The sequence below is a fragment of the Bradyrhizobium sp. CB82 genome (genome assembly GCF_029714405.1).
GTDB lineage: Bacteria > Pseudomonadota > Alphaproteobacteria > Rhizobiales > Xanthobacteraceae > Bradyrhizobium.
In genome coordinates this window covers 6,869,248-6,894,265 of the sequence record NZ_CP121650.1, presented here as the reverse complement: position 1 = coordinate 6,894,265, position 25,018 = coordinate 6,869,248, and the positions used below count along the sequence as shown (strand labels likewise).

The window sequence follows — 25,018 nt, the reverse complement described above, 5'->3', positions numbered from 1 at the left end:
GAAGCGTGCCCACCACGTCTATCGCCCGATCTGGGATGCACGGTGGGCAAGGCGCTGTCGCGCCTTTGACCACCCCAAGGCGGCTCAGCTAGCCTGCGCCTTCATCTGCTAGTCCGAGAAACCGCCTGATCGCGCCGATGACCTCTTGCGGCCGGTCGTGATGCAGCCAGTGTCCAGCGCCGCAAACCATTTCGATGCACGCCTTCTGGAAGTAGCGCTCCAGGCCTGCCGCCCGGGAGGCGGCGAGGAAGCTTTCGTCTGCGTTCAGGAGCAGCGTGGGGCAGGCGATGCGCGCCCACAGTGCGACGTGGTCATCCGGCCATAATCGCTGCGGCGCGGTGACGCGCTGATAGGGATCGAACTTCCAGCTAAACGTGCCATCCTCGTTCTGCCGCACCCCGTGCGTTGCAAGGTGCAGCGCCAACTCACGTGACAGCCGTTTGTTGTAGGTCCTCATCTGCGCCGCCGCGTCCTCGATCGTGCGATAGAAGCGGGGTGCACGGTCGTGCAATTTGTCGACCTGGCCGACCCATTTGGCGATGCGTTCATGTGTCGGAGCCCGTTGCGCATCCGGCAAGACGGTCACGCCGTCGAGAACCACGAGCGCCGATACCGTCTCCGGAAACGATCCCGAATGGATCAGGCACACCATGCCGCCCATCGAATGGCCGATGAGGATCACCTCTGGCGCGGCGATGACGCGGACGAGCTGGGCCAGATCGTACACATACTCCGTCAACGCGTAGCTACCGCCCCTGGTCCAGTCGGAATCGCCGTGGCCGCGAAGATCGGGCGCCAGCACGTGAAAATGCGGCTGCAACGCGCGGGCGATGACGTCCCAGCTCCGGCAATGATCGCGGCCGCCATGGACCAGGATGACGACCGGCGCGCCTTCATTGCCCCAGTCGGCGTAGTGCAGCCGCAGGCCGTGAGATTCATAGAAGCGACTTTGCGGGGCGAGCATCGTGCGGCGATCCTATGCCGACGCTAACTATTCACCGGCCGACGCGCCAGCGCGAGCGAAAGCCCGAGGCCTGCGATGAAGACGCCGGAGCCTTGGGTGAGGCGCTGCACGAGACGCGGCCGGCTGGTCAGTTGCGCGCGGGTGAAGGAGGCCATCAGCACGACGCCGAAATCTGCGAGCGTATTCAGCGTCACCGAGATTGCGCCAAGCAGGATGAATTGCAGCGTGGGGCTGGCGGCGGATGGATCGAGAAACTGCGGGATGAAGGCCAGGAAGAACGCTGCGGTCTTCGGGTTCAGCGCCTCGACCAGCACGCCGTCGCAGAAGGCGCGTCTGTCGCCGACAGGCTCACGCTCCAGCGCCGGAGGCCGGCCGGCGCTGCGAAAGGTCCGGATGCCGAGCCAGACCAGATACAGCGCACCCACGTACTTCACGGCGGCGAACAGCTCGGCGCTCGCAAGGATGATGGCGGAGATGCCGAGGCTGCCCGCGACCACGTGGACCATTCCGCCCAGCGCCGTGCCGGCAATCGAGGCGAATCCGCTTGTCCGGCCTTCCGAGAAGGTTCGCGCGGCGACGTAGAAGATGCCGGGACCGGGAACGAGCGCAATGACGAGGGCCGCGGCGAGGAACAGCCAGAAATTCGCGTCGACCATTCCCGGAGCTCCGCTAAAGCATGTTGAGGTTAGATCCGATTGCGAACCGCGAGGAAGATGCGCTCCCCTCCCGCTTGCGGGACCCGCAAGCGGGAGAGCTGCAGCGAGTCTGCGGGCTCATCGATCCAATTCAAACTTGTCCTGTTCTAGTGCGACCGTGCGAGGCAGAACGCTACCACCTGCTCCAGCGCGCTCTTCATCGGCGAGGACGGGAACAGCGCCAGTGCATCGACGGCCATGGCGCCGTAGTGCTGAGCGCGGCTCAGCGTGTCCTCGAGTGCGCGGTGCTTGTTCATCAGCCCGATGGCGTGATCCAGATCGGTGTCCCCAATCTCGCCGCGCTCCAGCGCCCGAATCCAGAAGGCGCGCTCGCTGTCATTGCCGCGGCGGAAGGCGAGCACCACGGGCAGCGTGATCTTGCCTTCGCGGAAATCGTCGCCGGTGTTCTTGCCGAGCTTGGCGCTCTTGCCGCCATAATCGAGGACGTCGTCGACGAGCTGGAAGGCGATGCCGAGATTCATGCCGACCGAGCGGCAGGCGGTCTGCTCGGCCTTCGGACGGTTGGCGATCACGGGCCCGACCTCGCAGGCGGCCGCGAACAATTCCGCGGTCTTGGCACGGATCACGGCGAGATATTCGTCCTCGGTGGTCGCGGTGTTCTTGGCGGCCGCAAGCTGCATCACCTCGCCCTCGGCAATGGTCGCAGCCGCAGCCGAGAGGATGTCGAGCGCCCGCAGCGAGCCGACCTCGACCATCATGCGGAAGGCTTGTCCCAGCAGGAAGTCGCCGACAAGCACGCTCGCTTCATTGCCCCACAGCATGCGCGCCGACAATTTGCCGCGGCGCATCTCGCTCTCGTCGACGACGTCGTCGTGCAGCAGGGTTGCGGTATGCATGAACTCGACGGAGGCGGCGAGCTTGATATGGCCGTCGCCGGTGTAGCCGGCGAGGTTGGCCATGGCGAGGGTGAGCATCGGCCGCAGCCGCTTGCCGCCGGAGGAGATCAGGTGGTTGGCGACCTCCGGGATCATGGTCACCTCGGAGCCGGTCCGCGACAGGATGGTCGCATTGACCCGCTCCATGTCAGGGGCGACAAGGGCAACCAGCTCTTCGATCGACGCGCCGGGAGTTTCGAAAGGTACGATTACGGCCACGCCGGTCTCCAATATTTGCCCGGGAAGGGCTATTCTGATGCAAAGACAATAGAAACTGCGGGCGGATGCGGCAAGTGCCGCGGAACCATTGACATTTCCGCCCACCCCGCGTCAGGCAGGAGGCTCGTTTTGCGCGAACTGGTTCGGACCAACGACATGGTGCTGGTGTCGGCGATCGGCGCACTGCTCGACGGCGCCAATATCCACCATCTGGTGCTGGACCAGAACATGAGCATCATCGAAGGCTCGCTCGGTATCCTGCCGCGGCGGATCCTGGTCCATGAGGACGACGCCAGCGAGGCGCGGCAGCTTCTGACCGAGGCCGGCCTCAGCCACGAATTGCGCGGCGATGACTGAGCTCGCCCAAAACGTCACGGACGATGGCATCACCGAGGACGCGTTCCTCGACGGGCAATTGCGGCTGATGCAGAAGCGGTCCGGCCACCGCGCCGGTCACGATGCGATCCTGCTGGCCGCGGCGACCGCGGCCAAGGCAGGCGATCGCGTCGTCGATTTCGGCGCTGGCGTCGGCGCGGCGGGCCTTGCGCTGGCACGCCGCGTTCCCGGGGTCAGCCTGACGCTGGTCGAGATCGATCCGGAGCTTGGCAGCCTCGCGCGCGCCAACGTGGCCGCTAATGCGATTGAAGCCGACGCGATTATCCTCGACGTCACTGCCGGTTCGGAGAGCTTTGCGGCCAGCGGCCTTTCACCTGACAGCGTCGACGTCGTCCTGATGAATCCGCCCTTCAACGATCCAGTGCGCCATCGCGGCTCCCCGGACCAGGCGCGTCACGTCGCCCATGTCGCGACGGAGGAGACGCTGCACGCCTGGGTGCACGCAGCAAGGCGCATCCTCAAATCAGGCGGCGCGCTGACCTTGATCTGGCGCGCAGATGGGATAGCAGAAGTACTGACAGCGCTGTCACGCGGCTTCGGAAGCCTCTCGGTGTTGCCGGTTCACGGCGACGTGGAAAAGCCTGCGATCCGCGTGCTGGTCCGCGCCATCAAAGGCGGCAGGGCGCCGACACGCATCCTGCCCAGCCTGATGCTCAACGAAGACTCACGCGTGCCTAAAAAAGAGGTGCAGGAGGTATTGGCCGGGAGGGCGGTGCTGCCGCTGGCGGTCCCGTGAAAATCTATTGGGGAAGCGAGCTTGACTGCTGTTCTTGCGTCGTGGTGAAGCGAATCGCCGTGAAAAGCGCACCCATCAACATCACCAGCAGATAGATCTTCATGGTGCCCTCCGCTGCGCCATTGCAGCCTCCCAATCGAGGCTTTGCAAAACACGTTCCAGGCACTTCCAATGACAGTCGCGTGATAAGAAATGGTAAAGACGAGGTAACGGCATGGCCGAACAATTGAGCGATACGAATAAGTCGTCCGGCCTGATCGACGGGTTCATCGATTATCTTCCGGCGCGCTTTCGTCCCGGCGCCGCGGTCGTGCCCGTGGTCCGGCTCTCCGGCGTGATCGGCGCGGTGACGCCGCTGCGGCCGGGCATGACGCTCGCGGGCATCGCGCGGGTGCTGGAGCGTGCGTTTTCGTTCCGGAATGCGAAGGCGGTGGCACTCGTCATCAACTCGCCCGGCGGATCGCCGGTGCAGTCGCGCCAGATCTATCTGCGTATCAAGCAGCTTGCGGCCGAAAAGAAGCTTAAGGTTTTGGTGTTCGTTGAGGACGTCGCCGCCTCCGGCGGCTACATGATCGCCTGCGCGGGCGATGAGATCTTCTGCGATCCCTCTTCGATCGTCGGCTCCATCGGCGTAGTCGGCGGCAGCTTCGGCTTCCAGGAGGCGATCAAGCGGCTCGGCATCGAGCGCCGGCTCTATACCGCCGGCGAGCACAAGGCGATGCTCGATCCATTTCTGCCCGAGAATCCCGACGATGTGGCGCGGCTCAAGAAGCTCCAGCGCGAGATCCACGCGATCTTCATCGCGCTGGTGAAGGAGAGCCGGGGCGCGCGCCTGAGGGGCGGCGAGGATACGCTGTTCACCGGCGAATATTGGGCGGGCGATACCGCGATCTCGCTGGGCCTTGCCGATGGGATCGGCGATCTCCGCTCAACTCTTCGTGCCCGCTATGGCGAGAAGGTTCTCACCCCCGTGATCGCGCAGCCGACCGGGCTGCTGGCCGGCCTGTTCGGCCGCAAAGCGCCCGGCGCAGGCCAGCTTTCGGCCTTGGATGGGGTAGCCAGCCTGCCGGATGAACTGATCTCGGCGTTGGAAACGCGGGCGATTTGGGCGAAATTCGGGTTCTAGCAGCAGCTGGCCCGCGCCATTTGGTCCGAACCAAGCCAATTGCGGCGCGGGCCCGTCTGCGCGAGAATACGCGTGGGGGCTGAGCATTGAACAAGGATCGACCGATGCCGCCGTTCGTTGCATTCGCGGGCGTGCTGGGCGGGCTAGCCGTGGTCCGCTGGGCCTACAAGACAGCCGTCCGGATCAACCAGGAGCTGGAGGAGATGCGCCTGTCGCGCGTTGCCGAAGCCGCCCGCACGGGGGAAATTCAGACGCTGAAGCGCGACCCCGTCACCGGGGCGTATCGCCCGGGTTAAGGGACGCCAAACTCCGTCACTGCCACGCAAAAGGTGTGCTCCCTCTCCCGCTTGCGGGGAGGGCGGGGGTGGGGTATCTCCGCAGTGAACACTCCCTCAATGGAAAGAGCCCCCACCCGCGCCTTCGGCGCGACCTCCCCGCAAGCGCGGGAGGTAAGAACGCCCCCCTTTGCCTTGATTCCCATCGCCGCCGTCGATACGGTCCCGCGCGATTCAAAACCCCCCGCGAAAGCCTGACCTGACGATGGACGCCTCATTGCCCGCCCATATGCGCCCGGACCGCTCGTTCCAGGGCCTGATCCTGGCGCTGCAACGCTATTGGGCGGATTACGGCTGCGTGGTCCTCCAGCCCTACGACATGGAGGTCGGCGCCGGCACCTTCCACCCTGCGACCACCCTGCGCGCGCTCGGCCCGAAGCCGTGGAATGCCGCCTATGTGCAGCCCTCGCGCCGGCCGAAGGACGGCCGCTACGGCGAGAACCCCAACCGGCTCCAGCACTATTACCAGTTCCAGGTGATCCTCAAGCCGTCGCCGCCGGACCTTCAGGAGCTGTACCTGAAGTCGCTTGCCGCGATCGGCATCGATTCCGCCGTGCACGACATCCGCTTCGTCGAGGACGACTGGGAGAGCCCGACGCTGGGCGCGTGGGGGCTGGGCTGGGAATGCTGGTGCGACGGCATGGAAGTGTCGCAGTTCACCTACTTCCAGCAGGTCGCCGGCGTCGAATGCGCGCCGGTGGCGGGCGAACTCACCTATGGGCTCGAGCGGCTTGCCTGCTACTTGCAGGGCGTCGACCGCATCATGGACCTCAACTTCAACGGCCGCGAAGGCGATCAGAAGGTCACCTATAAGGACGTGTTCTTCCAGGCCGAGCAGGAATATTCGCGGCACAATTTCGAATATGCCGACACCGCGATGCTGTTCGAGCAATTCAAGATGGCGGAAGAAGCCTGCAAGAAATACCTCGAGGCCGGCTGGCGCGAAGCCAGCAACCGCAGGGAGCACCTGATGGCGCTGCCGGCCTATGACCAGTGCATCAAGGCGAGCCACGTGTTCAATCTTCTCGACGCGCGCGGCGTCATCTCGGTGACCGAGCGGCAGAGCTACATTTTCAGGGTGCGCGAGCTAGCCAAGGCCTGCGGCGAGGCCTGGGTGCACACCGAAGCGGGCGGAGTGGCCTGATGCCCGATCTGTTGCTGGAGCTGTTCTCCGAGGAGATTCCCGCGCGCATGCAGGCCAAGGCGGCCGACGATCTGCGACGCATGGTCACCGACAAGCTGGTTGCCGAAGGCCTCGTCTATGAGGGCGCCAAGGCGTTTGCGACGCCGCGCCGCCTCGCGCTCACCGTACACGGCATCCCCGCGCGCCAGCCCGATCTTAGGGAAGAGCGCCGCGGTCCGCGCGTCGGCGGACCGGAGGCTGCGATCCAGGGATTCTTGAAGGCCACGGGCCTTGCCTCGCTGAGCGAGGCAAAGATCCAGAGCGACAAGAAGGGCGATTTCTACATCGCGCTGATCGAGAAACCGGGCCGTGCGGCGATCGACGTGATCGCCGAGATCCTCCCGGTGATCATCCGCACCTTCCCCTGGCCCAAATCGATGCGCTGGGGCGCGCGCTCGGCCAGGTCAGGCTCGCTCAACTGGGTGCGTCCGTTGCATGCGATCACCGCGACCTTCGGGCTCGAGACCGAACAGCCTGACGTCGTGAATTTTTCCGTCGACGGCATCGAGACCGGCCAGACCACCTTCGGCCATCGCTTCCTGGCACCAGGGGCGATCAACGTGCGCCGCTTCGAGGATTACGAGGCAAAACTGCTCGACGCCAAGGTCGTGCTCGATCCGGAGCGTCGCAAGGATTCGATCCTGACCGACGCCAAGCAGCTCGCCTTTGCGCAAGGCTTCGAGCTGCTCGAAGACCAGAACCTGCTCGACGAGGTCGCGGGGCTCGTCGAATGGCCGGTCGTGCTGATGGGCTCGTTCGACCAGGAATTCTTGTCGATCCCGCCGGAAGTGATCCGCGCCACCATCCGCAACAACCAGAAGTGCTTCGTGATCAGCGATCCCAAAACGGGCAAGCTCGCCAGCAAGTTCATCCTGGTTGCGAATATCGAGGCGACCGACGGCGGCAAGGCGATCGTCTCCGGCAACGAGCGCGTGATCCGCGCGCGGCTGTCGGATGCGAAGTTCTTCTACGAGACCGACCTGAAGACGAAGCTCGAAGACCGGCTGCCGAAATTCGAGCAGATCGTGTTCCACGAGAAGCTCGGCACGCAAGGAGAGCGCATCAAGCGCATCGAGCGCCTGGCGGCGGAGATCGCGCCACTGGTCGGGGCGGATGTCGCCAAGGCCACGCGCGCCGCGCTTCTGGCGAAGGCGGATCTGCTGACGGAAGTCGTCGGCGAATTCCCGGAAGTGCAGGGCCTGATGGGCAAGTACTACGCGCTGGCCCAGGGCGAGGATGCCTCCGTCGCCGCGGCCTGCGAGGAGCACTACAAGCCGCAAGGGCCAGCGGATCGCGTGCCGACCGATCCGGTGAGCGTCGCCGTCGCGCTCGCCGACAAGATCGATACGCTCGTCGGCTTCTGGGCCATCGACGAGAAGCCGACGGGAAGCAAGGACCCCTATGCGCTGCGCCGCGCGGCGTTGGGTGTGATCCGGTTGCTTGTTGAGAACGGCATTCGGCTCAACCTCGCAAAGCTCTTTGACCAACACTACGATACGGTGCTTGAATCGATCGCGCAGCGTCTGCGCAGTGCCGGTGGAACATTTGGCATAGGAAAGGGAGCTATTGATCTTCTTCCCTTCTTCGCCGACCGCCTCAAAGTCCAGCTCCGTGAGCAGGGCGCGCGTCATGATCTCGTCGACGCCGTGTTCGCCCTCGGCGGCCAGGACGATCTCCTGATGATCGTGCGCCGCGTCGAGGCGCTCGGCAAATTCCTCGACAGTGACGACGGCAAGAACCTGCTCGCCGGCACGAAGCGCGCCGGCAACATCCTCAGCATCGAGGAGAAGAAGGACAAGCGCACGTTCGACGGCGCGCCCGATCCTGCGCTCTACAGCCTGGCTGAAGAGAAAGCGCTGGCGAAGGCGATCGGTGAGGTGAAGGCGGAAGCAAGCGCAGCCGTCGCGAAGGAGGATTTCGCCGCCGCCATGAGCGCAATGGCAAAGCTGCGTCCGCCGGTCGATGCCTTCTTCGACAAGGTCCGCGTCAACGACGAGGACCCGAAGGTGCGCGAGAATCGCTTGAAGCTCTTGAACGAAATCCGCAGCGCCACGCGTGCTGTCGCGGACTTCTCGAAGATCCAGGATTGATCGCTCTCGTGCCCCGGATGCTGCGCAGCGCGCCGCCCCTTTGCGGCGTGATGCGCTGCTGATCCGGGGCCCATGCCGCTGCGTCGCTCGGCTTCTGGGTCCCGGGTCTGCGCTTCGCTTGCCCGGGACACGAGAGTGCAAAAAAGCCCTGCCCGGCGGGGGGAGGACCGGGCAGGGCCTGATGTCCGTGAACTCTACGCGCGCCAAGCCTTGTTGTTGGCCTTGTGGGGCGCGCCGGACATCTAGTCGAGAACTTCGACGATGCGTCGCGAGCGCGGCTCGACCAGCACGGTCTCGCCGTTCACGACCGTGTAGCGATAGGTCGTCGGACCGAAGCGCTGCGGCACGTCGTAATAGGTGATGCCGGTTTCCGGCAGCACGGTGCCGACCACGATGCGGTCCGGCACGCTGAAGGCCGGCACGCGCTGCTCGACGACATAGTCGCGAAACGCCGGACGTTGTTCGACGGCGATGCCAGGGCTGCGCTCGGTCACGACGGGGGCGCGGCCGATCGTGACATCGGCTTGCGCCTGCGCTGCGACCGGCGCTCCGAGCGCGGCGCCAAGCGCTGCAAGAGCAAGAATTCTGTTCCGCATAGGCAACTCCTTCTCAAGATGGTTTTGCCGAAGATGGTCTTGCCGAAGGTGATTTCGACATGCGCCCAACGGCGCGGTCGGTTGCCAATGCTGCGGCGCGCGCAATGTTCCGGAAAATCGAGTGCCGCATCCGCGGCAATTTCAGGCAGTTTTCGTGAGTGGGGGAACTCAACCATGATCTCGTGCGTCTCTACTCGCGGAACCGGTCCCGGTATGATCCGGCCGCGATTCGCATCACCCCCAGGCCTCGAGAAAGATATTTCATGCACCTCACCGTCGCCCACCTCTCGCCGATCATGTCGCTGATCGCGGGCGTGCTCATCCTGATCATGCCGCGGCTCCTGAACCTGATCGTCGCGATCTTCCTGATCCTGAACGGCGCGATCGGGCTCGGCCTTTTGAAGTGGCTGCATCTCTAATCTTCCCATCAATCTTCCCATCCCCCATCCGTCCGACTTGCGCGAGCCCGCCCAAAATGGTGTAAGGCCCGCGATTTCCCGTTCCTCTCGCAGGTTGTGTGCAAGCTATGGCCAAAGCCGCCTCGAAGCCTAAGAAAATCCCAGCGAAATCAAAGCCCTCTGCCAAGGCGAAAGCCGCGCCGGCAGCCCGCAAGGCGCTGCCCAAAAGCGCGGTGAAGAGCGCCGTGAAGACGGCTGCGAAGCCCGCCCCCAAGCCTGTGAGCAAGCCGGTGGCGCCCAAGGTCGCTGCGAAGCCGGCGCCAGGCGCCGCCAAGGCGGGCAAGTGGGTCTACACCTTCGGCGACGGCAAGGCCGAGGGCAAATCCGAAATGCGCGATCTGCTCGGTGGCAAGGGCGCCAACCTCGCCGAGATGGCCAATCTCGGCCTCCCCGTGCCTCCCGGCTTCACCATCCCGACCTCGGTCTGCACCTATTTCTACGCCCACGAGAAGACCTATCCGAAGGAATTGAACGCGCAGGTCGAGAAGGCGCTCGACTATGTCGGCAAGCTGACCGGCAAGGCGTTCGGCGATGCCAAGAACCCGCTGCTCGTCTCGGTGCGCTCCGGCGCGCGCGCCTCGATGCCGGGCATGATGGACACCGTGCTCAATCTCGGCCTCAACGACGAGACCGTGGAAGCGCTGTCGGAATTGTCGGGCGACCGCCGCTTTGCCTATGACAGCTATCGCCGCTTCATCACCATGTATTCCGACGTGGTGCTCGGCTTCGAGCATCATCACTTCGAGGAAATCCTCGACACCTTCAAGGACAGCCAGGGCTATTCGCTCGACACCGACCTCACCGCCGAGGACTGGGTCGATCTGGTCGGCAAGTACAAGGATGCGGTGGCGCACGAGACCGGCAAGGAGTTTCCGCAGGATGCGCACGACCAGCTCTGGGGCGCGATCGGCGCCGTGTTCTCATCCTGGATGAACGCGCGCGCGGTGACCTACCGCAAGCTGCACGACATACCGGAATCCTGGGGCACCGCGGTCAACGTACAGGCCATGGTGTTCGGCAACATGGGCGAGACGTCGGCGACCGGCGTCGCCTTCACCCGCAATCCCTCCACCGGCGACAGCAAGCTCTACGGCGAGTTCCTGATCAACGCACAGGGCGAGGACGTGGTGGCGGGCATCCGCACGCCGCAGGACATCACCGAGGAAGCGCGGAAAGAGTCCGGCTCCGACAAGCCGTCGATGGAAACGGCGATGCCGGAGGCGTTCAAGGAGCTGACGCGCATCTACACGCAGCTCGAAAAGCACTACCGCGACATGCAGGACATGGAGTTCACCGTCGAGCGCGGCAAGCTCTGGATGCTCCAGACCCGTGGCGGCAAGCGCACCGCGAAGGCGGCGCTGCGCATCGCGGTCGAGCTCGCCAATGAGGGCCTGATCTCCAAGAAGGAAGCGGTGACGCGCATCGATCCGGCTTCGCTCGATCAGCTCCTGCATCCGACCATCGATCCCAACGCCAAGCGCGACGTGATCGCGACCGGGCTGCCGGCTTCGCCTGGTGCTGCCTCCGGCGAGATCGTGTTCTCCTCGGATGAAGCCGCCAAGCTCCAGGCCGACGGGCGCAAGGTCATCCTGGTCCGCATCGAGACCAGCCCCGAAGACATTCACGGCATGCACGCGGCCGAGGGCATTCTCACCACGCGCGGCGGCATGACCTCGCACGCGGCGGTGGTCGCGCGCGGCATGGGCAAGCCCTGCGTCTCCGGCTGCGGCACGATCCGCGTCGATTACGGCCGCGGCACCATGAGCATCGGCTCGCGCACCTTCAAGACCGGCGACGTCATCACCATCGACGGCTCGCTCGGCCAGGTGCTTGCCGGCCGCATGCCGATGATCGAGCCGGAGCTGTCCGGCGAGTTCGGCACGCTGATGAACTGGGCCGACCAGGTCCGCAAGATCGGCGTGCGCGTCAACGCTGATACGCCGGACGATGCGCGCACCGCGCTCAAGTTCGGCGCGGAAGGCATCGGCCTGTGCCGCACCGAGCACATGTTCTTCGAGGAGACGCGCATCCGCACGGTGCGCGAGATGATCCTCTCCGAGGACGAGCAGTCGCGCCGTGCGGCTCTGGCGAAGCTCCTGCCGATGCAGCGCGCCGACTTCGTCGAGCTGTTCGAGATCATGAAAGGACTGCCCGTCACGATCCGGCTTTTGGATCCTCCGCTCCATGAATTCCTGCCGCACACCCACGCCGAGGTCGAGGAAGTGGCGCGCGCCATGAACACCGACCCGCGCCGCCTGGCCGACCGCGCGCGCGAGCTCTCCGAGTTCAACCCGATGCTCGGATTCCGCGGCTGCCGCATCGCGATCGCGTATCCCGAGATCGCCGAGATGCAGGCGCGTGCGATCTTCGAGGCCGCAGTCGAGGCGCAGCGGCGCACCGGCAAGGCCGTTGGCCTGGAGGTGATGGTGCCGCTGATTGCGACCAAGGCCGAGCTCGACCTCGTCAAGGCACGCATCGATGCCACCGCCCAGGCGGTGATGCGCGCCACCAACACCAAGCTCGCCTATCAGGTCGGCACCATGATCGAGCTGCCGCGCGCCTGCCTGCTCGCGGCCGAGATCGCGCAGTCGGCCGAGTTCTTCTCCTTCGGCACCAACGACCTGACGCAGACCACCTACGGCATCAGCCGCGACGACGCGGCGAGCTTCCTCGGGCCTTACGTCGCGAAGGGCATCATGCAAATCGATCCCTTCATCGCGCTCGATCAGGAAGGCGTCGGCGAGCTCGTCAAGATCGGCGTCGCGCGCGGCCGCAAGACGCGCTCTTCGCTCAAGGTCGGCATCTGCGGCGAGCACGGCGGCGATCCCGCCTCGGTGGCGTTCTGCCACGCGATCGGCCTCGACTACGTCTCCTGCTCGCCCTATCGCGTGCCGATTGCACGCCTCGCGGCAGCCCAGGCCGCGCTCGGCAAGGCGATCGCAAGCCAAGCGTGAAATTGATCAAGATCTGAGAATGAGAGAGGCGGGGCCAAGGCTCCGCCTCTTTCGTTTTGATCTCCGCTCTATCCACACCGTCATTGCGAGCGCAGCGAAACAATCCAGTATCCTTCCGCGGAAAGACGCCGTATCGCTTCGTCGCTGCGCTCCTCGCAATGAACTTGTGGCAGGTGCGTCCCACACTCTCGTCGTCATCGCCCGACTTGACCGGGCGATCCAGTACTCCGAGACGGTCGTGCCTGAATCGATAAGCTGCGGCGTACCCCGGTCAAGCCGGGCGATGACAGTGGTTGTGTGGAAATACGTTGCGCAATAACGCGGTTCGTTGACGCACGTCCCGTAATGACACGCCGTCAAGAGTTCCTTCACCATATCCGTTGACGAGGTGTTCACCTTTTTGCGTGAGGTCGCATTTACCTACGCGTCCGGTCGCGCGGTGAAAACACCTGCGATCGCTTGAGTGTGGTGTGCGCGCAACGCCGATTAACTCCCCGGCAACCTAAATTAGATACCAACAAAAAGGATCGAATTGCACGGACGCACTGCGTTCGATCTTCTCTACCGTAAGCGTTGCGTGAGCGTATCGATGTTTGTGTTGCGTAACCATCCGAAGGGCGCGCGGTTCGCGTCCTTCGGCATCGGTCTCTGCATCTTCGCATTGATGCCGAGAGAGACCGGATATCAGGACATTGCTTCGCTGTTGGCGCGCCAACCCGGCATTGCCGAGCGCTGGCAGAGGCAGGTATTTTCCGCGGCGTCCTCGATCCAGCTCGCCACCTACAGCTTTGCCCGTCCGATCGGAACCTCGGCTCCGCAGAGCGCGAGCTATCGCCTCGCGAGGCTGGACGATCGCGACATCACGGGCAGCATCTCGCGCAATCCGGCGCTCCAGACGCCACCGCGCTATCAGGCCGCCGATTTTCCGCGCGTGGATCGCACACTGAAGGGCGACCGTCTCGCGACCGTTCCGCCCGCGCCGGCTGAGCCGGACGCGCCATCCGCAGCGCCCGCCGCACAGGATCCCGCGACATCGAACAGCTCGGTCTTTGGCGCCAAGACGGCCGCGTTGTCGCAGGCGATGTCGCCGGAGTCCGCGGCCGCGCTTGATCCCGAACTCGAGGAGGCGCTGCGCGCGCCGCCGCTGCCGCAATATTCCACCGCGCCCGCAAGCGACAGCGCGCTGTCGCTTGCGGCCCAGACGCTCAACGAGTTGAAGCGGGCCCCGGCCGCGCCAGCCCGCGATCCCTTCAGCGTCAAGACGTCGAACCTGTTCTTCGGAAGCTCGTCGCTCGGCGGCAGCCTCGAGAGCATGGAGAGCTGGCAGCCCGGCGCGGAACCGCTGATCGTGATGCCGGACCCCGACATGAAGGTGATGGCCTCGCTGCCGCCGCCATCGGAGGAGGTCGCAAGGGCCACCGAGAACGGCGAGAGCGTCGCGCCCAAGGGCGAGGTCAATGCCGACGATCAGCGCGTCAGGTCGCCGGCCGAACGCCTCGCCCTTGACGAGAAGTCGCGCGCCAAAGCAGAGAAATGCCTCGCCGAGGCCGTCTATTTCGAATCGCGGGGCGAAGCCGTGCGCGGCCAGATCGCGGTTGCCCAGGTGGTGATGAACCGCGTGTTCTCCGGCAAATATCCGGACACTGTGTGCGGCGTGGTCTATCAGAACAAGTATCGCCACTTCGCCTGCCAGTTCACCTTCGCCTGCGACAACAATCCCGACGTGATCCGCGAGCCCGACATGTGGGAGCGCGCCAGGAAGATCGCGAAAGCGATGCTCGACGGCCAGATCTGGCTGCCTGAGGTCGGCAAGTCGACGCACTACCATGCCTATTGGGTGCGGCCGTCCTGGGTCGCCGAGATGAAGAAGACCTACAAGTTCGGCGTCCACACCTTCTACCGGCCGCGCGCCTGGGGTGACGGCAGCGAGGTGCCGAGCTGGGGCACGCCGGCGCAGACCGCCGCGCTGTCAGCAGAGCTCGCGCAGGAAGCCAAGAGCTCAGCCGAGCTGGGTGCGACCGAGCGGCGGTAGCGCGCTCAGATCGGGATCAAATGCGGCCGCACTGAAGATGCGCTCCCTCTCCCGCTTGCGGGAGAGGGTTGGGGAGAGGGTGTCGCCATAATCGAGACTCCCAATATGGAGAAAGCCCCCACCCGGCGCTTCGCCATAGCCGAGGCTTCGCCTCGGCGTCCCTTAGGAGGACGGCCGCCAAAGGCGGCGGCCTATGCCTCCCCGGCTTGCGGGAGAGGTGCAGCGTGCCTAGGACTAAGATCAATCCAGAAGGCGTTTGCGCATCAAGCCTCGATGTCCAGCGCGCAGTCGAAATTCGGCGCCGAATGCGTCAGCGCGCCTGACGAGACGTAGTCGACGCCCGTCGCCGCGATCTGTGCAATCGACTCAAGCGTGACACCACCGGACGCTTCCAGCGCGACGCGGCCGGCCGCGAGCTTCACCGCTTCGCGCAACGTGGCGATATCCATGTTGTCGAGCAGCACGGCATCGGCAAGGCCGGTGTCCAGCACCTCGCGCAATTGCGCCAGCGTATCGACCTCGATCTCGATCTTCACGAGATGGCCGGCATGGCTGCGGGCGCGCTCCAGCACGGCGCGGATGCCGCCGGCGACCGCGATGTGGTTGTCCTTGATCAGGATCGCGTCATCCAAACCAAAACGATGGTTGAAACCGCCGCCGCAGCGCACGGCGTATTTCTCCAGCGCGCGCAGCCCCGGCGTGGTCTTTCGCGTACAGCAGATCCGCATCTTGCTGCCTTCGGTCTGGCGGACGTACTCGGCCGTCAGCGTCGCAATGCCGGAGAGCCGGCCGACGAAGTTCAGCGCGGTGCGCTCGGCCGTGAGAATGGCTCGAGCAGGGCCTGATATCGTCAGCACACGCTGTCCGGCCTTCACGCGCGCGCCGTCGCGGATGTGCGCCTGCAGCTCGATCGCATCGGAAAGCTTTTGCAGCGTCGCCAGCGCCAGCGGCAGGCCGGCGATCACGCCGGCTTGGCGTGCGACCAGGATCGCCTGGGCCGTGTTGGCCTCCGGGATCGTCGCGAGCGAGGTGATGTCGCCGGCGCGGCCAAGGTCCTCGTCGAGTGCGCGGTGCACGGCCTCGTCGATCGCGAGCGGCGACAGGAAGGCGTCGGGATGGAGCAGGGAAGCTGGGGTCATGACAAGACTCTCCGTCAGGCGATCATGGCTTGCGCCGTCCGGCGCGCAGGCTGTTCGATCAGCGCTTCGACGACCTCGCGCGCCGCAGCGAGCGTCGTCATGGTCCGCTCTGCGAAGGCAGGCACCTCGGCCGGATGGTCGGAGCGGAAATGCGCGCCGCGGCTCTCGTGCCGCGTGAATGCGGATGCGGCGACGAGCAAAGCCGTGGTCGCCATGTCGCGAAGAGCGACGCTGCCGGCATCGCGTTCCAGCGTCGCAAAATGGCGCACCGCCTCTGCAAGTCCGTCGTGGTCGCGGATCACGCCGACCTTCGCGCTCATCATGGCGCGCAATCTCGTCTCTGCACGCGTGTCGATCAAGGCGTTCCGTGGCGTCACGAGCGCCTCCGGCAGCCGGGCCGGCGAGGGGATTGCGCGACCGGCGATGTCGTCTGCAATGCGCGCGGCATAAACGACAGCCTCCAGCAGCGAGTTCGATGCGAGCCGGTTGGCGCCATGCGCGCCGGTCGAGGACACCTCGCCGCCGGCCCAGAGCCCTTCGATGGACGTGCGGCCGCGTTCGTCCACCGCGATGCCGCCCATGTGGTAGTGCGCGGCGGGCGCGATCGGGATCGGCTGCGTCGCCGGATCGAGGCCGGCCGCGATGCAGCTCGCATGGACCGTCGGGAATTTCTCGGCGAAATGGGACCCTAGCGCTTCCCGCGCATCGAGGAACGCGCCGCGGCCGGCCGCGATCTCCGCGAACACGCCGCGTGCGACGATGTCGCGCGGTTCGAGTTCAGCGAGCGGATGACGTGCCGCCATGAAGCGTTCGCCGTCGCCGTTGATCAGAACTGCGCCTTCGCCGCGCAGCGCTTCGGTCGCGAGCGGCGCCGGATCGCGGCCGACCATGATTGCAGTCGGATGGAACTGCACGAATTCGGGATCGGCGATGACGGCGCCGGCCCGTGCCGCGATCGCGAGACCCGATCCGTTCGCCTCGGGCGGGTTGGTCGTGACAGCGTAGAGATGACCGATGCCACCGGTTGCCAGCACCACCGCGCGGGAGGCGATGATGATGGGACGTGCCGTCGCATTGCCGACGTCGCGGAGCTGCAATCCGGTGACGGCGCCGTCCTCGGTCAGCAGCGCCTCGGCGACAAGGCCTTCGATCAGGCGGATCGACGGCGCGCGCCGCACGGCCTCGCTGAGCGCCGCGATGATCGCCGCGCCCGCCATGTCACCGCGCACATGCACGATGCGCCGCGCCGAATGCGCAGCTTCCCGCCCCACCGCGAGCCGGCCTTCGAGATCGCGGTCGAAGGGCACGCCGTAGCTGAGGAGATCGTGAATGCGCGGCGCTGCCTCGCGTGCAATCCCGAGTGCGACTGCTTCATCGACGAGACCGGCGCCGACCGCGACGGTGTCGGCGGCATGTGCTTCGGGGCTGTCGCCTTCGCCGACGGCCGCCGCGATGCCGCCTTGCGCCCAGGCCGATGATGCGCCCCGTCCGAGCGGCGCTGCCGAGATCAGCGTCACGGGTCGCGGCGCCAGCTTGAGCGCGCAGAACAGCCCGGCGAGGCCGCCGCCGACGATGACGACGTCGTCGGTGGTGCGGGTGAGGTCGTGGATGGTGGTTGGCATGGCTTTTTCCTCTCACTCAGCCGTCGTCCCCATGAAGGCGGGGACCTACCCCAGGCCGAAGTTGTTTTGCGAAGCCGTGTGACGTCTTTCTTCGCGACCACATCTGCCTGTGATTATGGGTCCCGGGCACTTCGCGCGCTCCGGGACGGCAGTTGCATTTTGTTGCCGCTCTCAATTCTTCAGATTGATCATCCGCTCGACCGAGCGCCGCGCGCGCTCGGCGATGGCGGGATCGATCGTCACCTCCTCACTGAGCGTCAGCAGGCTGTCCAAAATGTTCGACAGCGTGATGCGCTTCATGTGTGGGCAGAGATTGCAGGGGCGCAGCATCTCGACCTCGGGCAGTTCGGCGCGCACATTGTCGGCCATCGAGCATTCGGTGATCATCACGAGTCGCTTCGGCCGCCTCTCGCGCACCCAGTTGATCATGTGCGCGGTCGAGCCCGTGAAGTCGGCTTCCGCGAGGACGTCCGGGGGGCATTCCGGATGCGCGATGATCTGCACGGACGGATCGGCTTCGCGAAAGCTGCGCAGCTCTTCGCCGGTGAAGCGCTCATGCACCTCGCAGGCGCCTTTCCAGGCGATGATCTTCACATCGGTCTTCGAGGCAACGTATTTCGCGAGGTACTGGTCGGGCAGGAAGATCACGCTCGGCGCGCGCAGGCTTTCGACCACCTGCACCGCGTTCGACGAGGTGCAGCAGATGTCGACCTCGGCCTTCACTTCGGCGGAGGTGTTGACATAGGCGACGACGGGCACGCCCGGAAACTTTTCGCGCAGCAAGCGCACGTCCGCACCCGTGATGCTGGCGGCGAGCGAACAGCCGGCGCGGGAATCCGGGATCAGCACCGTCTTGTCCGGATTGAGCAGCTTCGACGTCTCCGCCATGAAGTGCACGCCACATTGCACGATGACATCGGCTTTCACCTTGGTCGCCTCGACCGCGAGCTGGAGCGAGTCGCCACCGATATCGGCGACGCAGTGAAAAATCTCCGGTGCCTGGTAGTTGTGCGCGAGGATCACCGCGCCCCGCGCCTGCTTCAGCTCGTTGATCGCCTTGATGGCCGGCGCCATCAGCGGCCACTCGATCGACGGGATCACATGGCGGACGCGCTCGTAGAGATGCGCCGTGGCCTGCTCGACCTCCGGTGTCCATTCCAGCAAAGGGCGCGGCAATGCGGGGCCGTGATTGCCGACGGGCTTGCGTAAGGCGGGAGCGGGGTGGCCCTGCGGCCGCTTGGCGAAATCGTCGGGACCGTAAATTCCAGAGATCGGCATCGAAGCCTCCCGTTCTTATATACTCAATTTGAGTATATCTAGGCCGTTAGAAATCCGGCCTTCCAGGCTGGTTGGGTTTGTTCAGGTTGATATGCTCAACATGAGTAAATCAAACATAGCATGCGAGGGCGCAGGCCGCCAGACCCATCCGGACACATTTCTGTGCGCTCACCCCCGTGCGCTCACCCCGCGCGAGATTTGCAGGGCTGCAATGCCCGGTATACCTCTTGGGGTTTTCATGCAGATGCATTAAATGCTTGCGGCGCGGCGACCTATCCCGGACCGCCGGCGGCAGAAAAGGGAAATTGCATGTCGGCAAGTGTGGGCGACGTCGGTCCGGTTTCGCATTCTTCCTCCTGGCGCACGCCAGCGATCATCATTCTCTGCGGCTGCGCCATCGGCATGCTGGGCTTCGGCCCGCGCTCGAGCCTCGGCTTCTTCGTCCAGCCGATGAGCCACGAATTTTCCTGGGGCCGCGACGTCTTCGGCCTCGCGATCGCCGTGCAGAATCTGTTGTGGGGCCTGGGCCAGCCGTTCGCCGGCGCGGTCGCCGATCGCTTCGGCCTGTTTCGCGTGATGTGCGTCGGCGCGGTGCTTTATGCCGGCGGACTGCTGTTGATGCGCTATTCCTCGACGCCGCTCTCGCTCAACATCGGCGCCGGCGTCATGGTCGGCTTCGGGCTTGCCGGCTGCTCGTTCAATCTCCTACTGTCGGCCTTCAGCAAGCTTCTGCCGGCCGAGAAGCGCGGGCTTGCGCTTGGCGCCGGCACTGCGGCCGGCTCCTTCGGGCAATTCCTGTTCGCGCCCGTCGGCGTCGCTCTGATCGATAATTTCGGCTGGCAGCAGGCGCTCACGGTGTTCGCGGGCCTGATGCTGCTGATCGTCCCGCTCTCGCTGGCGCTGTCGACGCCGCCGGTTGCGAGCTCGACCAGCACGCCGGCCGCCGACGAGCAACCCTTCACCAGGGCGCTCGCCGAGGCTTTCGGCCATCGCTCCTATGTGCTGCTCGTGCTTGGCTTCTTCACCTGCGGCTTTCAGCTCGCCTTCATCACCGTGCACCTGCCGGCGTTCCTCGTCGATCGCGGCATCTCCACGCAGGTCGGCGGCTGGGTGATTGCCGCAATCGGGCTCTTCAACATGGTGGGCTCGCTGAGCGTCGGGTGGCTGCAAAGCTATCTGCCCAAGCGCTACATTCTCTCGACGATCTATTTCATCCGTGCGCTCGCAACGCTCGCCTTCATCTCGTTCCCGATCACGCCGTTCTCGGCGATCGCCTTCGGCGCGGTGTCGGGCCTGATGTGGCTCTCGACCGTACCGCCCACCTCGGCGCTGGTGGCGCTGATGTTCGGCACGCGCTGGCTCGCAACCCTCTATGGCTTTGCATTCGTCAGCCATCAGGTCGGCGGCTTCCTCGGCGTCTGGCTCGGCGGCATCGTGTTCGAGCGTTTCGGTTCCTATACGCCGATCTGGTGGCTCTCGATCCTGTTCGGCGTACTCTCGGCCCTGATCAATCTCCCGATCGTGGAGAAACCCGTCGCACGACTAGTGCCGGCGATTTGAAGTTCCTGCAGAGCAAGCGGCACATTCGTTCGGGAACTTCAAATCGAAAACCGGCACTAGAATCATATGTTTGCTGGCGCTCCTCTTGATTCCGAAGTTCGCATGTGAAGGCGCGGCTCGTGGTTTGCGAACTTCGGAATTGGAGCGCCAGTTGCACAGCCTGCGTGATCGGCTAAACATCCCCTGAAACAAGTCAGGGAGTTTTGCCGTGGCAACGTTCAAGGCGATCCGGATCGACAAGGCGGACAAGGGCACCACCGCCGCATTGACGCAGTTCGACGAAGCCGAGCTGATGGACGGCGACGTCACCGTGCGGGTCGAATGGTCGACGCTGAACTACAAGGATGGCCTGGCGCTCACCGGCAAGGCGCCGGTGGTGCGCCGCTTCCCGATGATCGCCGGCATCGATTTCGCCGGCACCGTCGAGCAGTCCTCGCATCCGCAATGGAAGGCAGGCGACAAGGTCGTCTGCACCGGTTGGGGCATGGGCGAGACGCATCTCGGCGCCTATGCCGAGAAGGCGCGGGTGAAGGGCGACTGGCTGGTCGCGCTGCCGCAGGGGCTGTCGGGGCGTGACGCCATGGCGATCGGCACCGCCGGCTTCACCGCGATGCTTGCGGTGCTGGCGCTGGAGAAGCAGGGCATCTCGCCGAAGCGCGGCCCCGTGGTGGTGACGGGCGCGGCCGGTGGCGTCGGCTCGGTTGCGACCGCCGTGCTGTCGAAGCTCGGCTACCACGTCATCGCTTCCACCGGTCGCGCGGCGGAAGCCAGCTATCTCAGGGAATTGGGAGCGGCCGAGGTGATCGACCGCAACGAGCTGTCCGCGCCGGCAAAACCGCTCGCCAAGGAGCGCTGGGCCGGCGGTATCGACAGCGTCGGCTCGACCACGCTCGCCAATCTCTTGTCGATGACGAAGTATGGCGGAGCGATTGCAGCCTGCGGTCTTGCCGCCGGCATGGATCTGCCGTCCTCGGTCGCGCCGTTTATTTTGCGCGGGGTGTGCCTTCTCGGCATCGATTCGGTGATGTGCCCCCTGGAGCCGCGAAGGGCCGCCTGGCAGCGCCTGGCTTCCGATCTGGATCGGATGAAACTAGCTGAAATCACTAAGGAAATTCCGCTTGACCAAATCACCGAATGGGGGCCGAAGATCCTCGCGGGCGAGGTCCGCGGCCGCATCGTGGTAAAAATTCTCTAACGGCGTTCAGACTTTACCAACCAACCTGCTTCAATGTCGCCACGGTTAGTATGGTAAGCAGCGGGTAAAGAGATCAGGCTTGCCCGCTACTGGGGTCGTCGGAGTAAGAGCATGCTTGCGCGTATTGTATTGGGGGCTGTCACGGCGGCGGCAACGGTCGCGCCGGCCATTGCAGGAAGTATGAACGCGGACGAGGCGCGCCGGTTCGTGGCGGGCAAGGTGTTCGCCTTCACCTGTTTCGACGGGACCCGCGGTGCAGGCCGCATCCTCGACGATCTCGGTGCCGCAGGCGCTGTACAGTTCTCGGGTGCCGGCCCCGTTCGCCACATCCGTCTGCCCGGCAACACGCTTCAGATCCGCGGCCAGAACGTCTGCGCCTCGATCAAGGGCATTCCGTTCGAGCCCTGCTTCAACCTGGAAAAGACCGATGATCGCAGCTTCCGCGGCTCGGTCTCGGGCATGGGCTTCGCCTATTGCGATTTCCACCATCAGGGCGGCAACCAGATGCTGATGGCGCGCGCTGTGGCGCGGCCGCGCTCGCTGCATGCGCCGCGCACGACCGGCTCGGTCAGCGCATCCGCGACCGAAGTTGCCGCGCGTGTCGAGACACCGCGCGTCGAAGCCGGCCGCATCGAGCCGGTGAAGTCGGAAGCAAGGCCCGAAGCACCGAAGAATGAAGGCCCGCTCGAATTGCGCCGCTCGACGGATTGAGCCTTGCCTGCCCGGCGCACATGCTTTCCGCGAGGTGCTGTCGGCCGCGAAATCGCTTGCTTCCGGCAGCACGCGCCTCAAGGTCCAGGTCGCGAGCTTCCTGGAGTCGGTTCGCGCGGCCTGATCCTCACGCGCTCGTCTGCGTCACGGCTGGCGGCGCCTGCCGGCGGAACAGGATCCGCTGATAGAGCCAGCCGATCGCGACCAGCACGATGCCGAGCCCCATGAACGACAGCGCGCGCCACACGCCCGATAGCGTCGACATGTCGATGACGAAGGCTTTGAGGATCGTCAGCGCGATCACGACGGCGGAGGCGAGCCGCGCGCGCTCCGAATTGACCAAGAGGCCAACGCCGAGCAGCACCACGCCGAAGCCGAGCCAGCCGATCGAATAGGTGTACTGTTCGGCGCCAGTCGTCGCGCCGTAGAGCAGGACCGGCCCGTGATAGAAGCGGCGGATCTCCAGCGTCACGTAGGCGAGAGCGAACACCAGCGCGCCGCCGGCGATCGTGTTGGCATAGGCCGTGGAACGATGCCCCGCCACCGCATAGGACAGCAGCAGCATGAGCACCGCCGGCAGCGCGTAGCCGAGCAGCAGCAGGTTGAACACAACACCGCCGACATCGATGCTGCTGAGCAGATAGGGGTTCTCCAGGATCAGGAGGCCGAACACGCTGATGAGCCCGGCGATCACCGTGAGCACGATCGCGCCGAGATTGTGCACGATACTGCCGCTGCGCAGCCGCAGCCGTTCGAGGCCGATCGCCATGGCGAGCGTTACGCAGACCTGTAGCGCGAATTCGAGCAGCGATGGCGGCGACGTCATGTTGCCGCCGGTCGCGAAGTGACGGATCTCCATGAAGGCGAGCAGCGCGGTGAACAGGATCGCGGCGGCTTCCACCATCCGCAGCGGAGCATCGTCGCCGCGGCGATGCAGGAAGCGGCTCGCCGCCCAGAACGACAGCGCCGGCACACCGTAGCCCCAGAGCAGCCAATTGAAGATTGGCGTGGTGCCGACGGCATCGCCGACGATGCGCGGGTCGTAGACGATGCGCGCGGTGACGATGCCAGCCAGGATCGCAGCGAGCCAGCGCAGGAAGGCGATCGGCCGCTGGATGGAGATCCAGGCCGTGCCGAGCGACATCAGCGCCAGCGCGATCGTGAGCCAGCCCTTTTCCAGCGCGAAGGTCAGCGCCAGCGCCAGCGCGCCGAGCGTGCCGGTGGCGAACAGGGCAATCGAGATCGCAAGGCCGGGTCGGTTCTCGCGTCGGGAGAGCGCTTCGGTCGCTGCGGCAAAGGCGGCGGCGAGCAGCACGGCGAGGATCGCGAACGGGATCGAGCGGTCGAGATGCGCGATACGGGCGTAGAGCGCGACCAGAAGCGCAATCGGCGTGAAAGTTGCCGCCGCTGACCACACGACCGGGATAATCGCAGAAGTCGAGCGTCCCTGCGCGAGGAAGCCCGCGCCGCCAAAGCCCGCGGCGAAGATCGCGGCCATCAAAAGGTGCAGCGTCACCGAGCTGTCGGTCGCGGTCGGTCCGATGCCGGGCAACGGACCGCCGGGCAGCACCAGCATATCGGGATTGGCGCGCACGGCCCATTCGGCGAACACCATGAAGACGAGCGCTGCCGCAGCGCCAAGCGCGCCGGTCGCCGCGGGCGCGCGCCAGGCGACGAACAATGTTCCGGCAATGAGGAGGGTGAACGTGATCAGCGTGAGGTCGGCATGCGCGCTCGACAGCACGATCAGCATCGCTCCGAACAGATAGGCGGCGAGCGAGCCGGAGGACACCGGCTCGATCTGGCCGTCGTCGATGGTCGGGCCGAACATGAAGCCGCAGACCACCAGCAGTGCCGCGAGCACGAAGCCCGCGATCACATGGAAGGCGTGGGCCGCGGCGAGCTGTGCCCCGAGGTCGAGGCCCGGGAAGGTCCACAGCAGCGCGAAGATGATAGTGGTCACCGCAAGCCAGCGCCACAGCCGGATGCGCGCGAGGCCAAAGCTCGCCGCGCTGACGATCGCCAGGTAAATGTAGAGCGCCCAATAGTCCGGCTTGTCGGAGGAGACCAGGATCGGCGTGACGAACGCGCCGACGACGCCGAGGCCGGCGAGCGCCGGCCCGTGCAGCAGCGCCGCCGCGAGCGTGCCGAGCGCAACAAGGCCGAGCAGCACGAAGGCGGTCGCAGGCGCGAGGAAATCGTAGAGCGCGTAGGCCGCATAGACGGTCGCAAACGCCACCGCCGTACCAGCGGCGGTGAGGATCGCAGGGATGTTGGCGATCGGCAGCGCCTGGATGTCGGCGATGCTCTCCTTGCGCCGCGTCCATTCACCGGCGCCGAGCAGTGCCAACGCGAACAGGCCGCCAAGGAAGACACGCACGCCGGGGCCGAGCAGGCCGGCCTCGATCGAATAGCGCACCATGAAGAAGCCGCCGAGCGCGAGCGCCAGACCGCCGATCCACACCACCCAGCGCGTGCCGAGCCGCTCCTCGAGACCGGGCCCTGCGGTCGGCAACAAAGGCGGCGGCGCAGCGTCCGCGTCGATTGGTGGCGGTGCAGCCTGATCGGCGACGAGCGGCGGCGTCAGCTCGGCGTCGGGCGCGGGCGGCTCGGCCGCGCTCGGTGTCGCAGCCGCATGCGTTTGCTCCATCTCCTGCTGCGGTGTCAGTGGCGGTGGCTGGACGGGGCGTGCCGCGTGCAGATTGGCTTCCAGCGAGCTCAGCCGCCGGCGCAGGTCGGTCGCCTGGTTGGAGGCCTTCAATGCAATGAGGAAGGCGGCGATCGCGATCATCACCGCGAAGACGTCGAACGGGGCGTCGAACATAAGGCCTCC

The 25,018-nt window shown here is 65.4% G+C and carries 20 protein-coding genes; 12 read left to right on the top strand and 8 right to left on the bottom strand.

Translation table 11 applies throughout. The features are described 5' to 3' along the window. Window positions 1–88: 88 nt before the first annotated feature. The 3 genes from QA640_RS33480 to QA640_RS33470 form a co-directional block, all read right to left on the bottom strand. Window positions 89–964, bottom strand: a complete 876-nt coding sequence (locus QA640_RS33480; protein ID WP_283037069.1) for an alpha/beta hydrolase — start codon at window positions 962–964, stop codon at window positions 89–91. Between the two features lie 23 nt (window positions 965–987). Continuing rightward, window positions 988–1,620 (bottom strand): LysE family translocator, encoded by a 633-nt coding sequence (locus QA640_RS33475; protein WP_283037068.1) that lies wholly within the window; start codon window positions 1,618–1,620, stop codon window positions 988–990. A gap of 146 nt (window positions 1,621–1,766) precedes the next feature. Continuing rightward, complete coding sequence (locus QA640_RS33470) at window positions 1,767–2,774, bottom strand: polyprenyl synthetase family protein (RefSeq protein WP_283037067.1); 1,008 nt, start codon at window positions 2,772–2,774, stop codon at window positions 1,767–1,769. 129 nt (window positions 2,775–2,903) lie between these two features. Here QA640_RS33470 and QA640_RS33465 point away from each other — a divergent pair, with 129 nt between their 5' ends. The 6 genes from QA640_RS33465 to glyS all read left to right on the top strand — a co-directional run bounded on the left by QA640_RS33465 (window position 2,904) and on the right by glyS (window position 8,640). Then, window positions 2,904–3,131, top strand: a complete 228-nt coding sequence (locus QA640_RS33465) for a DUF2007 domain-containing protein (RefSeq protein WP_027524291.1) — start codon at window positions 2,904–2,906, stop codon at window positions 3,129–3,131. Beyond that, a complete protein-coding gene (locus tag QA640_RS33460; RefSeq protein ID WP_283037066.1) occupies window positions 3,124–3,906 on the top strand; it encodes a methyltransferase in 783 nt (260 codons plus the stop codon). The genes QA640_RS33465 and QA640_RS33460 overlap by 8 nt, the downstream gene beginning before the upstream one ends. Before the next feature lie 214 nt (window positions 3,907–4,120). Next, on the top strand, window positions 4,121–5,032 hold the full coding sequence (locus QA640_RS33455) for a S49 family peptidase (RefSeq protein ID WP_283037065.1): 912 nt from the start codon (window positions 4,121–4,123) through the stop codon (window positions 5,030–5,032). 104 nt (window positions 5,033–5,136) lie between these two features. Continuing rightward, the gene (locus QA640_RS33450; protein ID WP_283037064.1) at window positions 5,137–5,328 is read left to right on the top strand and encodes a hypothetical protein; all 192 of its coding nucleotides are present in this window, start codon (window positions 5,137–5,139) and stop codon (window positions 5,326–5,328) included. Between the two features lie 244 nt (window positions 5,329–5,572). Further along, complete coding sequence (locus QA640_RS33445) at window positions 5,573–6,511, top strand: glycine--tRNA ligase subunit alpha (RefSeq protein ID WP_283037063.1); 939 nt, start codon at window positions 5,573–5,575, stop codon at window positions 6,509–6,511. After that, window positions 6,511–8,640, top strand: a complete 2,130-nt coding sequence (gene glyS / locus QA640_RS33440) for a glycine--tRNA ligase subunit beta (RefSeq protein ID WP_283037062.1) — start codon at window positions 6,511–6,513, stop codon at window positions 8,638–8,640. Before QA640_RS33445 ends, glyS begins: the two co-directional genes overlap by 1 nt. Before the next feature lie 242 nt (window positions 8,641–8,882). On the opposite strand, the gene QA640_RS33435 is transcribed toward glyS, so the two are convergent. Beyond that, window positions 8,883–9,236: a DUF1236 domain-containing protein gene (locus tag QA640_RS33435; protein WP_283037061.1), complete on the bottom strand. Its 354-nt coding sequence runs from the start codon at window positions 9,234–9,236 to the stop codon at window positions 8,883–8,885. 263 nt (window positions 9,237–9,499) lie between these two features. Here QA640_RS33435 and QA640_RS33430 point away from each other — a divergent pair, with 263 nt between their 5' ends. The 3 genes from QA640_RS33430 (at window position 9,500) to QA640_RS33420 (ending at window position 14,680) form a co-directional block, all read left to right on the top strand. Next, entirely contained in the window at window positions 9,500–9,655 is a 156-nt protein-coding gene (locus QA640_RS33430; protein WP_283037060.1) for a DUF3096 domain-containing protein, read from the top strand. Window positions 9,656–9,762: 107 nt separating this feature from the next. Beyond that, window positions 9,763–12,648 carry a pyruvate, phosphate dikinase gene (ppdK, locus tag QA640_RS33425; protein WP_283037059.1) on the top strand — a complete coding sequence of 962 codons (2,886 nt, stop codon included), beginning with the start codon at window positions 9,763–9,765 and terminating at the stop codon, window positions 12,646–12,648. A gap of 589 nt (window positions 12,649–13,237) precedes the next feature. Further along, window positions 13,238–14,680, top strand: coding sequence for a cell wall hydrolase (locus QA640_RS33420; protein WP_283037058.1), 1,443 nt, complete (start codon window positions 13,238–13,240; stop codon window positions 14,678–14,680). A gap of 263 nt (window positions 14,681–14,943) precedes the next feature. Here QA640_RS33420 and nadC read toward each other — a convergent pair whose 3' ends face one another. The 3 genes from nadC to nadA all read right to left on the bottom strand — a co-directional run bounded on the left by nadC (window position 14,944) and on the right by nadA (window position 18,719). After that, window positions 14,944–15,819: a carboxylating nicotinate-nucleotide diphosphorylase gene (nadC, locus tag QA640_RS33415; protein ID WP_283037057.1), complete on the bottom strand. Its 876-nt coding sequence runs from the start codon at window positions 15,817–15,819 to the stop codon at window positions 14,944–14,946. A gap of 14 nt (window positions 15,820–15,833) precedes the next feature. Next, window positions 15,834–17,441 carry an L-aspartate oxidase gene (locus tag QA640_RS33410; protein WP_283037056.1) on the bottom strand — a complete coding sequence of 536 codons (1,608 nt, stop codon included), beginning with the start codon at window positions 17,439–17,441 and terminating at the stop codon, window positions 15,834–15,836. Window positions 17,442–17,612: 171 nt separating this feature from the next. Next, complete coding sequence (nadA, locus tag QA640_RS33405; protein WP_283037055.1) at window positions 17,613–18,719, bottom strand: quinolinate synthase NadA; 1,107 nt, start codon at window positions 18,717–18,719, stop codon at window positions 17,613–17,615. Window positions 18,720–19,028: 309 nt separating this feature from the next. On the opposite strand from nadA, the gene QA640_RS33400 reads away from it, so the two are divergent. The 3 genes from QA640_RS33400 to QA640_RS33390 all read left to right on the top strand — a co-directional run bounded on the left by QA640_RS33400 (window position 19,029) and on the right by QA640_RS33390 (window position 22,185). Continuing rightward, complete coding sequence (locus tag QA640_RS33400; protein ID WP_283037054.1) at window positions 19,029–20,279, top strand: MFS transporter; 1,251 nt, start codon at window positions 19,029–19,031, stop codon at window positions 20,277–20,279. Between the two features lie 208 nt (window positions 20,280–20,487). Then, a complete protein-coding gene (locus QA640_RS33395; protein WP_283037053.1) occupies window positions 20,488–21,474 on the top strand; it encodes an MDR family oxidoreductase in 987 nt (328 codons plus the stop codon). A gap of 111 nt (window positions 21,475–21,585) precedes the next feature. After that, window positions 21,586–22,185 (top strand): hypothetical protein, encoded by a 600-nt coding sequence (locus QA640_RS33390; RefSeq protein WP_283037052.1) that lies wholly within the window; start codon window positions 21,586–21,588, stop codon window positions 22,183–22,185. Between the two features lie 127 nt (window positions 22,186–22,312). Here QA640_RS33390 and QA640_RS33385 read toward each other — a convergent pair whose 3' ends face one another. Further along, entirely contained in the window at window positions 22,313–25,009 is a 2,697-nt protein-coding gene (locus tag QA640_RS33385) for a DUF2339 domain-containing protein (protein ID WP_283037051.1), read from the bottom strand. Between the last annotated feature and the right edge of the window lie 9 nt (window positions 25,010–25,018).

Coding starts and splice junctions, on each gene's coding strand:
- ppdK (WP_283037059.1), top strand. CDS start 9,763: ATGGCCAAAGCCGCCTCGAAGCCTAAGAAAATCCCAGCGAAATCAAAG.
- QA640_RS33420 (WP_283037058.1), top strand. CDS start 13,238: ATGTTTGTGTTGCGTAACCATCCGAAGGGCGCGCGGTTCGCGTCCTTC.
- QA640_RS33475 (WP_283037068.1), bottom strand. CDS start 1,620: ATGGTCGACGCGAATTTCTGGCTGTTCCTCGCCGCGGCCCTCGTCATT.
- QA640_RS33430 (WP_283037060.1), top strand. CDS start 9,500: ATGCACCTCACCGTCGCCCACCTCTCGCCGATCATGTCGCTGATCGCG.
- QA640_RS33435 (WP_283037061.1), bottom strand. CDS start 9,236: ATGCGGAACAGAATTCTTGCTCTTGCAGCGCTTGGCGCCGCGCTCGGA.
- nadC (WP_283037057.1), bottom strand. CDS start 15,819: ATGACCCCAGCTTCCCTGCTCCATCCCGACGCCTTCCTGTCGCCGCTC.
- QA640_RS33480 (WP_283037069.1), bottom strand. CDS start 964: ATGCTCGCCCCGCAAAGTCGCTTCTATGAATCTCACGGCCTGCGGCTG.
- QA640_RS33445 (WP_283037063.1), top strand. CDS start 5,573: ATGGACGCCTCATTGCCCGCCCATATGCGCCCGGACCGCTCGTTCCAG.
- QA640_RS33400 (WP_283037054.1), top strand. CDS start 19,029: ATGTCGGCAAGTGTGGGCGACGTCGGTCCGGTTTCGCATTCTTCCTCC.
- nadA (WP_283037055.1), bottom strand. CDS start 18,719: ATGCCGATCTCTGGAATTTACGGTCCCGACGATTTCGCCAAGCGGCCG.
- QA640_RS33450 (WP_283037064.1), top strand. CDS start 5,137: ATGCCGCCGTTCGTTGCATTCGCGGGCGTGCTGGGCGGGCTAGCCGTG.
- QA640_RS33385 (WP_283037051.1), bottom strand. CDS start 25,009: ATGTTCGACGCCCCGTTCGACGTCTTCGCGGTGATGATCGCGATCGCC.
- glyS (WP_283037062.1), top strand. CDS start 6,511: ATGCCCGATCTGTTGCTGGAGCTGTTCTCCGAGGAGATTCCCGCGCGC.
- QA640_RS33410 (WP_283037056.1), bottom strand. CDS start 17,441: ATGCCAACCACCATCCACGACCTCACCCGCACCACCGACGACGTCGTC.
- QA640_RS33460 (WP_283037066.1), top strand. CDS start 3,124: ATGACTGAGCTCGCCCAAAACGTCACGGACGATGGCATCACCGAGGAC.
- QA640_RS33390 (WP_283037052.1), top strand. CDS start 21,586: ATGCTTGCGCGTATTGTATTGGGGGCTGTCACGGCGGCGGCAACGGTC.
- QA640_RS33455 (WP_283037065.1), top strand. CDS start 4,121: ATGGCCGAACAATTGAGCGATACGAATAAGTCGTCCGGCCTGATCGAC.